This is a genomic window from Aeromonas sp. Marseille-Q7275 (genome assembly GCF_965119515.1).
The window spans coordinates 97262-111063 of record NZ_CBCPLW010000009.1 but is presented as its reverse complement, the minus strand read 5'-3'; the positions used below and the strand labels follow the sequence as shown (position 1 = coordinate 111063).

General features: G+C 61.4%; 9 protein-coding genes. 5 read left to right on the top strand and 4 right to left on the bottom strand.

Features of this window, described 5'->3' with window-relative positions; all coding sequences use genetic code 11:
• Positions 1-58 precede the first annotated feature (58 nt).
• Complete coding sequence (locus tag ACWPWQ_RS10555; protein WP_454009736.1) at positions 59-907, bottom strand: DUF72 domain-containing protein; 849 nt, start codon at positions 905-907, stop codon at positions 59-61.
• 432 nt (positions 908-1339) lie between these two features.
• Here ACWPWQ_RS10555 and aspS point away from each other — a divergent pair, with 432 nt between their 5' ends.
• The 3 genes from aspS (at position 1340) to ACWPWQ_RS10540 (ending at position 5846) form a co-directional block, all read left to right on the top strand.
• Positions 1340-3118 carry an aspartate--tRNA ligase gene (aspS, locus tag ACWPWQ_RS10550; protein ID WP_454009735.1) on the top strand — a complete coding sequence of 593 codons (1779 nt, stop codon included), beginning with the start codon at positions 1340-1342 and terminating at the stop codon, positions 3116-3118.
• A gap of 68 nt (positions 3119-3186) precedes the next feature.
• Positions 3187-3927, top strand: coding sequence for a YebC/PmpR family DNA-binding transcriptional regulator (locus tag ACWPWQ_RS10545; RefSeq protein ID WP_005325689.1), 741 nt, complete (start codon positions 3187-3189; stop codon positions 3925-3927).
• Positions 3928-4220: 293 nt separating this feature from the next.
• The gene (locus ACWPWQ_RS10540; protein ID WP_454009734.1) at positions 4221-5846 is read left to right on the top strand and encodes a phosphoethanolamine transferase; all 1626 of its coding nucleotides are present in this window, start codon (positions 4221-4223) and stop codon (positions 5844-5846) included.
• 68 nt (positions 5847-5914) lie between these two features.
• Here the strand turns inward: ACWPWQ_RS10540 and nagC are convergent, their stop codons facing one another.
• The 3 genes from nagC to nagB are packed head-to-tail and all read right to left on the bottom strand — an operon-like array spanning position 5915 to position 9089.
• Positions 5915-7129 (bottom strand): DNA-binding transcriptional regulator NagC, encoded by a 1215-nt coding sequence (nagC, locus tag ACWPWQ_RS10535; protein ID WP_162519201.1) that lies wholly within the window; start codon positions 7127-7129, stop codon positions 5915-5917.
• Between the two features lie 4 nt (positions 7130-7133).
• Positions 7134-8279, bottom strand: coding sequence for an N-acetylglucosamine-6-phosphate deacetylase (gene nagA / locus ACWPWQ_RS10530; RefSeq protein WP_202046332.1), 1146 nt, complete (start codon positions 8277-8279; stop codon positions 7134-7136).
• 9 nt (positions 8280-8288) lie between these two features.
• Positions 8289-9089, bottom strand: a complete 801-nt coding sequence (gene nagB / locus ACWPWQ_RS10525; protein ID WP_139436464.1) for a glucosamine-6-phosphate deaminase — start codon at positions 9087-9089, stop codon at positions 8289-8291.
• 271 nt (positions 9090-9360) lie between these two features.
• On the opposite strand from nagB, the gene nagE reads away from it, so the two are divergent.
• A complete protein-coding gene (gene nagE / locus ACWPWQ_RS10520; protein ID WP_005325683.1) occupies positions 9361-10815 on the top strand; it encodes an N-acetylglucosamine-specific PTS transporter subunit IIBC in 1455 nt (484 codons plus the stop codon).
• Between the two features lie 123 nt (positions 10816-10938).
• Positions 10939-13602 (top strand): beta-N-acetylhexosaminidase, encoded by a 2664-nt coding sequence (locus tag ACWPWQ_RS10515; protein ID WP_454009733.1) that lies wholly within the window; start codon positions 10939-10941, stop codon positions 13600-13602.
• Positions 13603-13802: the final 200 nt, after the last annotated feature.

Sequence of the window (13802 nt, the reverse complement as noted above, 5' to 3'; positions counted from 1 at the left end):
TGGGGCCACAAAAAAACGGCTTTTTTTAGCGGTGAAACAGGGGCGGGGAAGGGAGTGGCTAAAAGGGCAGCACGCCCTGGCGCGCGCGATCGTTTTCCCCCGGCCAGGGGGCCATCTCCTGACCGAGCAGCCGACTGACCTGACGGGCCAGTTCGGGGGCCCGGGCGTTGTCGGCGGTATGGATAAAGAGGTAGAGATCCTTCCCCTCTGCCAGCCATTGTTTCCAACGGGGCAACCAGGATGGCAAAAAGGGGTAATTGTCCTCGATTTGAGGAAGGCCGATGAGGCGCACCACAGGGCTGTTGGCGGTGGCGAGCAGGTGTACCGGGAGCCTGGGCTTCTTGCCCTGGGCATCGATCATGGCGGCCGTGGTGGCGGGCACCGAGAAGAGCGGCCGGCTGTCGAGCATGATGCGGTTGATGCCCCTGTCCATCAGCAGGCGGTTCAGGGCCCGCTCCGCTTCCCCCTTGGCGAAGAAGTCGGGGTGGCGCACCTCGAGGGCATAGGTGAAATCCGGCGGCAGGCTCTCGAAGAAGGCGGCGAGGCGCGGCAGACCGGCGGGGCCGAAGCGGGCGGGCAGTTGCAGCTTGAGCAGCCCCAGTTGCCCGTGCAGGGGCGCCAGCAGGGCGATGAAGGCCGCCACCTGCCTGCCGGCGCTCACCAGATCGCTCTGGTGGCTGATCTCTTTCGGAAACTTGAAGCTGAAACGAAAGTGGGGCGGCACCGCATCGGCCCAGCGGCGCACCGTGTCCGGGGTGGGGGAGGCGTAGAAGGTGGTGTTGCCCTCCACGGTATTGAACACCCGGGCATAGTGGGCGAGGTGCTCGGCGGGCCTGGCGCCCACCCCCAGCAACTGGCCGGGCCAGGCCGGGTGTGACCACTGGGGCAGACCCAAATAGAGGCTCATGTCGGTTCCTGTCTGCGGATTTATGCTGTTTTGCTCCCCTTTTTGCGCCAGGACAACAAAAAACAGGGCAAAGGAGGCTGCGGGCCATTTTACCCAAATGGGGGTTTTCCTCTATAATGCCAGCCCTTTTGTTTGCCAAATCGTTGTGACTCACGGGGTTGTGCGCCTAAGGTGGCGATGATCTGGGTCACAAGGTTGCCAGACAACGACGCTTGCCGATGTTCTCGCCTCGCGCGTCGACCCCTCGACGGGGCACTCGGCGCGAGCCGGCATTGGCGGCAAGTATCCGGCTCGGGGAGCCGGATGATATGAGACTGATTTCAAACCGGGTAAGAACCAGGATCTGGCCAGCTGTGAGACAGACGGTGCTTGCCAGTCGTGCCCGGCGACCCAAGGTGAACCGTCTCTCTACCATTTCGAAGGAAGAAGTCCATGCGCTCTATCTATTGCGGACAGGTCAATGAGGCCCATGCCGGGCAGACCATTACATTGTGCGGTTGGGTCCACCGTCGTCGCGATCTCGGCGGCCTCATCTTTATCGACATGCGCGACCGGGAAGGGATCGTGCAAGTCTTCTTCGACCCGGACAAGCCGGACGCCTTCGCCCTGGCCTCCGAGCTGCGCGGCGAGTTCTGCATCCAGGTGACCGGCGTGGTGCGTACCCGTCCGGACTCCCAGCGCAACAGCGACATGGCCACAGGCGCCATCGAAGTGTTCGCCCACGAGCTCACCATCATCAACCGTGCCGAGCCGCTGCCCCTTGACTTCAACCAGGTCAACAGCGAAGAGATCAGCCTCAAGTATCGCTACCTGGACCTGCGTCGCCCCGAGATGGCCAGGTACCTGAAGACCCGTGCCAAGGCCAGCGCCTTCGTGCGCCGCTTCATGGACGAGCAGGGCTTCCTCGACATCGAGACCCCCATGCTGACCAAGGCGACCCCGGAAGGGGCCCGTGACTACCTGGTGCCGAGCCGGGTGCACAAGGGCAAGTTCTACGCCCTGCCGCAGTCCCCGCAGCTGTTCAAGCAGTTGCTGATGATGTCCGGCTTCGATCGCTACTACCAGATCGTCAAGTGCTTCCGCGATGAAGACCTGCGTGCCGACCGCCAGCCGGAATTCACCCAGATCGACGTGGAGACCTCCTTCATGACCGCGCCCCAGGTGCGTGAAATCATGGAAGAGATGATCCGCAAGCTCTGGCTGCACATCCTGAACGTGGATCTCGGCGACTTCCCCATCATGACCTTCGACGAGGCCATGCGTCGCTTTGGCTCCGACAAGCCGGACCTGCGCCTGCCCATGGAGCTGGTGGATGTGGCCGACCTGCTGACCGCGGTGGAGTTCGCCGTGTTCGCCGGCCCCGCCAACGATCCGAAAGGCCGCGTGGCAGCCCTGAAAGTGCCGGGCGGCGCCGAGCTGTCCCGCAAGCAGATCGACGAGTACACCAAGTTCGTCGGCATCTATGGTGCCAAGGGCCTGGCCTGGATGAAGGTCAACGAAGCCGCTAATGGCATAGAGGGCGTGCAGTCTCCGGTGGCCAAGTTCCTCACCGACGAGATAGTGCGCGAGATCCTGGCCCGTACCGGTGCCGCCGACGGCGACATCCTCTTCTTCGGCGCCGACTCCAAGAAGGTGGTGTGCGACGCCATGGGCGCCCTGCGCCTGAAGGTGGGCCGCGATCTGGGTCTGGTGGAGAACGTCTGGAAGCCGCTCTGGGTCATCGACTTCCCCATGTTCGAGGAAGATGGCGAAGGCGGCCTGGCTGCCATGCACCACCCCTTCACCGCGCCGAGCAACCTGAGCCCGGACGAGCTCAAGGCCAACCCCCTGGGGGCCTATGCCAACGCCTACGACATGGTGATCAACGGCTACGAAGTGGGTGGCGGCTCTGTGCGTATCCACAACAGCGAGATGCAGTCCACCGTGTTCGACATCCTGGGGATCACCCCGGACGAGCAGCGCCTGAAGTTCGGCTTCCTGCTGGATGCCCTGAAGTACGGTACCCCGCCCCACGCCGGTCTGGCCTTCGGTCTGGACCGCCTCAGCATGCTGCTGACCGGTACCGACAACATCCGGGACGTGATCGCCTTCCCGAAAACCACGGCAGCGGCCTGCCTGATGACGGATGCTCCCAGCTTCGCCAACCAGGCCCAGCTGACCGAGCTGGCCATCGCCACCGTTGCCAAGGCCGATGCCAAGGCTGACGCCTGAGAAGATTGAAGAACGGGTCGCCATGCGACCCGTATCCCATTGATTTCACATTATAACGGAGAGTTTTTATGGCAGGTCACAGCAAATGGGCCAACATCAAACACCGCAAGGCGGCGCAAGACGCCAAGCGTGGCAAGATCTTCACCAAGCTGATCCGCGAAATCACCACCTCGGCTCGCCTCGGTGACGCGGATCCCGCCAACAACCCGCGCCTGCGCGCGGCGGTAGCGGCTGCCCTGACCGGCAACATGACCCGTGACACCATCAACCGTGCCATCCAGCGCGGCGCCGGTGGTGGCGATGGCGAGCAGCTGGAAACCATCGTCTACGAAGGTTACGGCCCGGCGGGCTCCGCCGTCATGGTGGAGTGCCTGACCGACAACCGCAATCGTACCGTGGCCGAAGTGCGTCATGCCTTCAGCAAGTGCGGTGGCAACCTGGGCACCGACGGCTCAGTGGCCTACCTGTTCAGCAAGAAGGGTCTGCTGACCTTCGTGGGCGTGGACGAAGATGCCCTGATGGACGCGGCCCTGGAAGCGGGCGCCGATGACGTGGTCACCGAAGAGGATGGCTCCATCGAGGTCTACACCACCCCGAACGACTTCGGCACCGTGCTGGACGGCCTGGAAGCCGCCGGCTTCAAGCCCCAGAGCGCCGAAGTGACCATGATAGCTTCCACCGAAGCCGAGCTGGACGCCGACACCGCCCCCAAGCTGATGCGTCTCATCGACATGCTGGAAGATCTGGACGATGTGCAGGAGGTCTACCACAACGGCTCCATCTCCGACGAAGTGGCCGCGCTGCTCTGATCGCCATCAAAAATAGACACTAGCGGCAGGAGGCACCACAAGGGTGTCACCTCCGACCAGACGGCAGCCTAAGGCTGCCGTTTTTTTATCTCCCTGACTCCTCTCTGACGCCATTTCCTTCGCTGTGCCTCCCTTAATGCCCGCTTAAGTTTGCCTTCCTACTCTCTCCTTGCATCCGGGCCGCTGTGCCCATCACCGCGTTGTCTGCTCGGGAAGAGAGACGGGTGACAGGGATGCCCACAACGGAGCCCCCATGCAGGGTCTCCAGATCACTGGTTTGTCGGAGTATCGTTATGCGCCTCACTCTGGGAGTGATGAAGGTCAATCTGTTGCTGGTGCTGCTGTTTACACTGGTGTTCAACTGGCCCATTTTCCTGCACTTTTACCGTATTCTCAGCGCCCTCGAGCACGTCAAGGCGGGGTTTGCCCTCTCCATCCCCCTGGTGCTGATTGCCGCCCTCAATGCGGTCTTCCTGCCGTTCACCTTCCGCTATCTGCTCAAGCCCTTCTTCACCTTCCTGATCGTCACCGCCTCCCTGGTCAGCTACGCCATGCTCAAATACGGCATCATCTTCGATGTGGGCATGGTGCAGAACATACTCGAGACCAACAGCGGGGAGGCGAGCTCCTACCTCAATGGTTCAGTGGTGCTCTGGTTCCTGCTCACCGCCGTGCTGCCGGTGCTTGCCCTCTTGTGGGTGAAGATCGAATACCCAACCCCCTGGTACAAGGGGCTGGCCCAGCGTCTGGCGGGTATCGCCCTCTCCCTGCTGTCCCTGGTCGGCGTCGCCGCACTCTATTACCAGGACTACGCCTCGGTCGGGCGCAACAACCACACCATCGTCAAAGAGATAGTCCCCTCCAACTATGTGCGCGGCCTCTATCGCTATGCCCGGGATATTCTCTTCGCCACCCCGGTCCCTTATGAGCCGATAGGCACAGATGCCAGGGTGGTCGCCAAGAGCGACAAGCCGACCCTGATGTTCCTGGTGGTGGGGGAGACGGCCCGCAGCCAGAACTACTCCCTCAACGGCTACCAGAAGCAGACCAACGGTTTCACCATGAAGGAGCCGGATCTGGTCTCCTTCAGGGATGTGCGCTCCTGTGGCACCGCCACCGCGGTCTCGGTGCCCTGCATGTTCTCCAACCTCACGCGCCGTGGTTATGACGAGACCCTGGCCAAGTCCAGGGACGGCCTGCTGGACGTGCTGCAGCACGCCGGTGTCTCCGTGCTGTGGAAGGAGAACGACGGCGGCTGCAAGGGGGTGTGCAATCACGTGCCGACCCTGGAGATCGAACCCAAGGCCTTCCCCCAATACTGCGAAGGGGATTCCTGCTATGACGAGGTCTTGCTGCAGGGGCTGGATCGGCAGATCGCCGGGATGAAGGGCAGGCAGGGCAGCAAGCTGGTGGCCTTCCACCTGATGGGCAGCCATGGCCCGACCTACTATCGCCGCTATCCGGCCGCCGATCGCGTCTTCCTGCCAGACTGCCCGCGCAGCGACATCGAGAACTGCAGCAACGAGGAGCTGGTCAACACCTATGACAACACCATCCGCTACACCGACAAGGTGCTGTCCCAACTCATCGCCAAGCTCAAGACCCTGGAGAGCCAGTACAACGTGGGGCTGGTCTACCTGTCGGATCACGGGGAATCCCTCGGCGCGCTGGGGCTCTACCTGCATGGCACCCCCTACAAGTTCGCCCCGGACGATCAGACCCGGGTGCCCCTCTTGACCTGGTTCTCTCCCGAGCTGCAGCGGGATCGCGGGCTCAATCAGGATTGCCTGCGCCAGGAGGCGGACAGCAAGCGCTTCTCCCACGATAACCTGTTCCACTCGATGCTGGGCATCATGGACGTGCAGACCCAGGTCTATGACGGTGCGCTGGATCTGTTCAAACCGTGTAGGGCGGGGTAAACCGGCGAAAGCCGACCATAAAAAACGGCAGCCACTGGCTGCCGTTTTTATTGATGCAAGGCGTGGCCTTACTTCTGCTCCATGATGATCTGCAGCAGATCCCCCTCCAGCAGGGAGCGCTTCACCAGGGCGAAACCCCCTATGGTGGGCTGGTTCTGGAAGCGCGCCTTCACGATGGGCAGGCCACGGTGGAAGCTCGGCAGGGACTGGTGCTCGACGCAGCGACGGATGGCCGGGATCAGGATCTCCTCGGCGGCGGTGATTTCACCGGCGATCAGCACCTTCTGGGGGTTGAACAGGTTGACCGTGATGGCGATGGCCCGCCCCAGATGTTCCCCCACATTCTCGATCACGCTGCGGGCCAGTTCGTCCCCCGCCACGGCGGCCTTGCACACCTCCTGGATGGTGATGTGCTTCTCCTGCAGCGAGCTCAGGTGGCCGCGGCTGATGAGCTCCTTCACCTTGTCGACGATGGCCTCGTTGGAGGCGATGGTCTCGAGGCAGCCGAAGTTGCCGCAGTGGCAGCGCTTGCCGAGGGGCTCGACCTGGATGTGACCTATCTCGCCGACGTTGCGGTTATGACCGAGGAACACCTGCCCCTTGGTGATGATGCCTGAGCCGGTGCCCTGGTGCACGCTCACCAGGATGGAGTCCATGCAGTCGCGGGACTCGCCGAAGAAGTGCTCCGCGAGTGCGAGGGAGCGGGTGTCGTTGCCCACGTAGCAGGGGAGGTTGAAATGGTGCTCCAGCAGCTTGGCGAGCCCCAGGTTACGGATCTGGTAGGTGGGGGTATAGATGACCATGCCGGATTCCGGGTTGACCAGACCCGGCATGGTCAGCGCGATGCTGATGAGGTTGCGACTGCGCTCGGTATTGGCGTCGATGAAGGCGCCAATCTCCCGCAGCAGCATGTCGACCACGGGCTGTTGCTCGATCTCGGTCACCTGGGTGATGTGCTGATCGAGCTCCTTGCCGTCGAGATCATACAGGGAGAGCTGCAGATAGCCGCGGCCAAGCTTGGCGGAGACAAACTGAAAGCGATGCTTGATGGTGGTCAGGGAGATGGCGCGTCGTCCGCCGGTTGACGCCTGGGGCGACGTCTCCCTGATCAGCCCATGCTCGATCAGTTGCCGGGTTATCTTGGTCACGCTGGCCGGGGCCAGCTGACTCAACTCGGCAATTTTGACCCGCGAGATGGGCCCCTGCAGGTCAATGAGTCGATAGACGACGGCACTGTTCACCTGCTTGATAAGATCTACGTTTGCTATTTGTCCGCCAGTCATAGTGTCACTGTGTTGTGTAGTGTCCGTTAACCACGGTCCCGCAGACCGTGAAGGCCTGATCAAAGACGGTGAGGTTGGCAATTTTTCCGACCTGGATACTACCGAGACGTGAGTCCCATCCAATGGCGCGAGCGGGGTAAAGGGTGGCCATTCTCAGTGCTTCATCGAGCGGTAATCCGACCTGTTTGACCAGATTCTCCACCCCTTCAATCATGGTGAGGGCGGAGCCGCCGAGTGTACCATTCTCATCGACGCACTGACCATCGCGGAAATAGACGGTTGCGCCACAAAAATCAAACTGCTCAAAGCCTTCCGGTGCCCCGGCCGCGGCGGTGGCATCGGTGACCAGCACCAGTTTCTCGCCGAGGATCCTGTGTGCCAGGCGCACGTTGGCCCAGTGCACGTGGTGACCGTCGACTATGATGCCGGCATAGACATCCTTGCGATCGTAGATGGCACCCACCACCCCAGGCTCGCGACCGTTCAGGGTCGGGGTCATGGCGTTGTAGAGGTGGGTGGCAAAGCGCATGCCGTTGTCAAACCCGGCCATGGCCTGGTCATAGCTGGCAGCGGTGTGACCGGCGGAGACCAGGATGCCGGCCTCCACCAGGCGGCGGATGTGCTCCGGCTTGTTGCGCTCCGGCGCCAGGGTGATCTTGGCGATGGCGTCCGCGTTGGCGCAGAAGAAGTCGATCATCTCGTCGACGGGCTGGCGGATCTGCTCGGCCGGGTGTATGCCCTTGCGCTTGAGGTTGGTGTAAGGCCCTTCCAGATGGACCCCCAGCACCTCGTTCGGACGGGCGGCCATGTAGTCGCGGGTCACCGCCACCGCCAGCTTCATGTCCGCATCCGGACTGGTGATCAGGGTCGGCAGGAAGCTGGTGGTACCGGACTTGAGGTTGGCCGCCTGCATGGTGGCCAGGGTCTCGGTGGTGATATGACCGTTGAACATGACACCGCCGCAGCCATTGAGCTGCACGTCGATGAAGCCGGCGCTGAGGTTGGCGCCCTTGAGATCAATTTGCTCGATGCCGGCGGGCAGCTCGGCCAGGTGGGAGATGGCGACAATCCTGTCGCCTTCGATCAGTACGCCGTGGCCGGTCAGCACGCAGCTGCCGGTATAGAGGGTGCAATTAGTCAGTGCGTACATGACGGCTCCTTACAGACGGTCGATGTTGGCGGCTTCCAGCTGCTGGAAGTAACGGACCGTCTTGACCTTCAGCTCCATGGTGGAGGGCTCGTCGCACACCATCATGCCCTTGGGATGCAGTTGCAGGGTGGAGATGGTCCACATGTGGTTGACGCAGCCTTCCACCGCGGCCTGCAGGGCCAGGGCCTTGGCGTGACCGGTCACCAGGATCATGATCTCTTCGGCATCCATCAGGGTGCCCACGCCCACGGTCAGCGCCAGCTTGGGCACCTGCTCCATGTCGCCACCGAAGAAGCGGGAGTTGGCGATGCGGGTATCCTCGGTCAGGGTCTTGACCCGGGTACGGGAGGCCAGGGAAGAGGCCGGCTCGTTGAAGGCGATGTGACCGTCGTTGCCCACGCCGCCCATGAAGAGGTTGATCCGGCCGTAGGACTTGATCTTCTCCTCGTAGCGCTTGCACTCGGCCACCAGATCCTCGGCGTTGCCGTTGAGGATGTTGATGTTTTCCGGGCGAATGTCCACGTGGTTGAAGAAGTTGTTGTACATGAAGCTGTGGTAGCTCTCCGGGTGCTCCTTGGGCAGCCCCACGTACTCGTCCATGTTGAAGGTCACCACGTGCTGGAAGCTCACCTCGCCGGCCTTGTGTAGCTCGATCAGGCGCTTGTAGGTCGTCAGCGGCGTGCCGCCGGTGGGCAGGCCCAGTACGAAGGGGCGGTCGGCGGTCGGTTTGAACGCATTGATGCGGTCAACGATGTAACGAGCAGACCAGAGACCCACCTGGCTGGCAGACTTCAACGGGATCAGGCGCATTTTCTATACCTCAGTACGGTTGCCGCACAGGATTGACGGCAAGGGACCAAACACGGATTCAAGTTGTTTTATAGCGTAAATAAAGATTGCGAACTAAGCCACATCTATCCGCTACCTTTATCTCTGTTGAGTGATAATGATCACGAAAGTCGGTTTATTAATTTGCGCAGCGAAATAAAACACATAGACTGCCAATCAAGCCTTGATGGCTTATGCGTCGAACGTGATAAGCACTTAATTTCTAGAAAAACATCAACTAAGGAGAGGAACCGTGAACATTCTCGGTTATTTGCAAAAGATCGGCCGTGCCCTGATGGTGCCGGTAGCGGTATTGCCTGCCGCAGCGATCCTGATGGGGATTGGCTATTGGATTGACCCGAACGGCTGGGGTGGCGAAAGCGCGCTGGCGGCCTTCCTGATCAAGGCGGGTGCCGCCATCATCGACAAGATGGCCATTCTGTTTGCCGTGGGTGTCGCCTATGGCATGTCCAAGGATAAAGATGGTTCCGCCGCGCTGGCCGGTCTGGTCGGTTACCTGGTGGTCACCACCCTGCTGAGCCCGGGCGCGGTCTCTCAGATCCAGCAAATCCCGCTGGACCAGGTCCCTGCCGCCTTCGGCAAGATTGAGAACCAGTTCATCGGTATCTTGACCGGTGTCATCGCTGCCGAGCTGTACAACCGCTTCAGTGGCGTCGAGCTGCACAAGGCCCTGGCCTTCTTCTCCGGCCGTCGTCTGGTGCCGATCGTGACCTCCGTTGTCATGATCGTGGTCTCCTTCATCCTGATGGCCGTCTGGCCCATCATCTATGGTGGCCTGGTCTCCTTCGGTGAATCCATCGTCAGCATGGGCTCCACCGGTGCCGGCATCTACGCCTTCTTCAACCGTCTGCTGATCCCGGTCGGTCTGCACCACGCCCTGAACTCGGTGTTCTGGTTCGACGTGGCCGGCATCAACGACATCCCGAACTTCCTGGGTGGCCAATCCTCCATCGACGCCGGCAAGGCTGTCGTGGGCGTGACCGGCATGTACCAGGCTGGCTTCTTCCCCATCATGATGTTCGGTCTGCCGGGTGCGGCACTGGCCATCTACCACAGCGCGAAGAAAGAGAACAAAGAGAAAGTTGCCTCCATCATGATCGCAGCCGCCTTTGCCGCCTTCTTCACCGGGGTGACCGAGCCGCTCGAGTTCTCCTTCATGTTCGTGGCGCCGGTACTGTACGTCATCCACGCCCTGCTGACCGGTCTCTCCGTGTTCATCGCCGCCAGCATGCACTGGATCTCAGGCTTCGGCTTCAGCGCCGGTTTCGTCGATATGTTCATCCAATCGCGCAACCCGCTGGCGACCCAGTGGTACATGCTGCTGGTACAAGGCCTGGTGTTCTTCGGTCTCTACTACGCCATCTTCCGTGCCGTGATCGTCAAGTTCAATCTGAAGACTCCGGGTCGTGAAGATGACGAAGCCGTGCCGGTACAGGCCCAGACCACCGACCGCACCGAGCTGGCTCGCCAGTATCTGGAAGTGCTGGGTGGCCAGGACAACCTGGTGACCATAGATGCCTGCATCACCCGTCTGCGTCTGACCCTGAAAGATCGCAGCATCGTCGACGAGCGCAAGCTCAAAGCCCTGGGCGCGGCCGGTGTGGTCAAGCTCGGTGAGCAGAACCTGCAGGTGATTCTGGGCCCCTTGGCCGAGATCATCGCCGGTGAGATGAAAGCCCTGCGTTAATCGAGCGACCCGCTCACCTCAAGTCTAAGTCCATTGTTGACATAACTAAGGGCCCCGCTTAGGGGCCCCATATAAAAAAAAGCCAAGAAAATCCAACCTTTACTTCAAACGAGAGCAGCAGTTATGAACTTGAAACATTCTCTGTTAGCCATTGCCATGTCTACCGTTTGTGCCGCCCAGGTACAGGCAGCCGATGCCGCCAAGCAAGCCGTGGTCGATTCCCTCGCCAGCAACCTGGTCGTCAAGTACGAAGTCGTCACCAACGACGGTGCCGGCGCCGGCCTCGATTGCCAGGCCCTGGGCTCCGAGTGGGCGAGCTGCGGCGTTGCCAAGCTGCACCTGACCAATACCGGTGCCGACGTCACCTCCAAGGACTGGAGCATCTATGTCTCCTCCATCCGCCGCATCCAGCGGGTGGACAACGACCAGTTCACCATCACCCACCTGACCGGCGACCTCTATCGTTTGACGCCAACCGAGAAGTTCCAGGGCTTTGCCAAGGACGCCACGGTCGAAGTACCCCTGGTGGTGGAGTACTGGGTATTGTTCGAATCTGACATCATGCCGAACTGGTACGTCGCCAGCGAAGGGGCCGAGCCGAAAGTGCTGGCCAGCATGAGCAACATCGACGATGCCACCACCTATGAGAAGCCGATGCCGGCCGACGGCTGGAAGCGCACCAAGGATGACAACAACATCCTGATGAACAGCGAGACCCGTTTTGCCGCCAACCAGACCAGCACCTTGCTACCGGCCGGCAAGATTGACGACCAGATCCTGCCGACCCCGATGAAGCAGGTGGTCAAGGCCGGTCCCCAGGTCGACTTCTCCACCATCAAGCTCAATGCCCTGGATCTGCCAAGCGATCGCGCCGAGGCCCTGAAGGCTCAACTGACCAAGCTGGGTGTTACCCTCTCCGACACCGGCTACCCAGTGACCATCAAGCTCGGCAGCAAGCTCAAGCAGGCCGAAGGCTACGACATGACCATAGGTGCCAAAGGCACTGTGGTGCAGGGTCATGACATCGACGGGGCCTTCTGGGGCGCCCAGTCCCTGATCTCCCTGCTGGGGGTCAACGACAAGCTGGTGAGCCAGATGAGCGTCGAGGATGCTCCGCGCTTCGAATACCGCGGCATGCAGACCGACGTGGCCCGCCACTTCAGAAGCCCGGAGACCATGAAGAAGCTGGTTGACCAGATGTCTGCCATGAAGCTCAACGTGCTGCACCTTGGCCTGACCAACGATGAAGGCTGGCGCATCGAGATCCCGGGCCTGCCGGAGCTGACCGAGGTCGGCAGCCAGCGTTGCCACGACGAGTCCGAAACCAAGTGCCTGATGCCGCAGCTCGGCTCAGGCCCCACCAGCGACAACCAGGGCTCCGGCTTCTACAGCAAGGCCGACTACATCGACCTGGTGCGTTACGCCAAGGCCCGCGGTGTGACCGTGATCCCCGAGATCAACATGCCGGCGCACGCCCGTGCCGCCGTGGTCTCCATGGAGGCGCGCTACAAGCGTCTGCTGGCGGAAGGGAAGGAAGCGGAAGCGAACCAGTTCCGTCTGACTGACCCGGATGACACCTCCAACGTCACTTCGGTGCAGTTCTACGACAAGATGTCCTTCATCAACCCCTGCCAGCCGGGTGCCGCCACCTTCGTGGCCAAGGTGATGGATGAAGTGGCCCAGATGCACCAGGCCGCCGGCCAGCCCCTGACCGCCTGGCACTACGGTGGTGACGAGGCGAAGAACATCATGCAGGGCGGCGGTTACCAGGACCCGGCTGTCACCAAGAAAGAAGAGCTGGTCGCCTGGAAGGGCAACGTCGACTCCAGCAAGCAGGACAAGCCGTTCGGCAAGTCCCCCATGTGCCAGAAGATGATCGACGATGGCAAGATCAAGGACGTGGCCGAGCTGCCTGTCCACTTCGCCAAGGAAGTGAGCGAGATGGTCAAGGGCCACGGCTTCTCCACCCTGCAGGCGTGGGAAGATGGTCTGAAGTACGCCACGGACGCCAGCGTGTTCGCCACCGAGAAGACCCGGGTCAACTTCTGGGAAACCCTCTACTGGGGTGGCTTCAACGAGGCGATGAAGTGGGCGCACAAGGGCTATGATGTGGTGCTCTCGAACCCGGACTACCTCTACTTCGACTTCCCGAACGAGGTACACCCGGCCGAGCGCGGCTACTACTGGGCGACCCGCTTCAACGACACCCGCAAGGTGTTCGCCTTCGCCCCGGAAAACCTGCCGCAGAACGCCGAGACCTCGGTTGACCGCGACGGCAACGCCTTCGTGGCCAAGGGTGACCAGGATCCGGTCAAGTTCAAGGGGATCTCCGGTCAGCAATGGAGCGAGACAGTGCGCACCGACGCTCAGTACGAGTACATGGTCTACCCGCGGATCTTCTCCGTGGCCGAGCGCGCCTGGCACAAGGGTGGCTTCGAGCTCGACTACGTGAAGGGTCGCGAGTTCTCCGGTACCACCAAGCACGTCAACAAGGCCACCCTGAACAAGGAGTGGAACCAGTTCGCCAACCTGCTGGGTCAGCGCGTGCTGCCCAAACTCGACCAGGCCGGTGTGGAATACCGCCTCTCGGTACCGGGTGCCAAGGTGGTGAACGGCAAGCTGGAAGCGAACGTGGATCTGCCGAGTCTGCCCATCCAGTACAGCCTGGACGGCACCAACTGGACCGCCTATGACGCCGCCGCCAAGCCGAGCGTCAATGGCAAGGTCTGGCTGCGTACCACCAGCTTCGACGGCAAGCGCGCCAGCCGCGTCACCGAGCTGAACTGATAGCGTATCGTCTCTGACACAGGGCGGGTCGCAAGACCCGCCTTTCCCAAGGGCGATGGTCATCGGGCTTGGGAAAGGTTGACTGTGCGTGTGAACCTTTGTTGTGTGTGTATTGTCTGTTTTTCATCACTTGTGACCCCGCCTCGTGCGGGGCTTTTTTTTGCCCGGCGATCAGGCATACCGCAGGCGGCATATCGTGG

Coding starts and splice junctions, on each gene's coding strand:
- nagC (WP_162519201.1), bottom strand. CDS start 7,129: ATGACTGGCGGACAAATAGCAAACGTAGATCTTATCAAGCAGGTGAAC.
- nagA (WP_202046332.1), bottom strand. CDS start 8,279: ATGTACGCACTGACTAATTGCACCCTCTATACCGGCAGCTGCGTGCTG.
- ACWPWQ_RS10540 (WP_454009734.1), top strand. CDS start 4,221: ATGCGCCTCACTCTGGGAGTGATGAAGGTCAATCTGTTGCTGGTGCTG.
- nagB (WP_139436464.1), bottom strand. CDS start 9,089: ATGCGCCTGATCCCGTTGAAGTCTGCCAGCCAGGTGGGTCTCTGGTCT.
- aspS (WP_454009735.1), top strand. CDS start 1,340: ATGCGCTCTATCTATTGCGGACAGGTCAATGAGGCCCATGCCGGGCAG.
- ACWPWQ_RS10515 (WP_454009733.1), top strand. CDS start 10,939: ATGAACTTGAAACATTCTCTGTTAGCCATTGCCATGTCTACCGTTTGT.
- ACWPWQ_RS10545 (WP_005325689.1), top strand. CDS start 3,187: ATGGCAGGTCACAGCAAATGGGCCAACATCAAACACCGCAAGGCGGCG.
- ACWPWQ_RS10555 (WP_454009736.1), bottom strand. CDS start 907: ATGAGCCTCTATTTGGGTCTGCCCCAGTGGTCACACCCGGCCTGGCCC.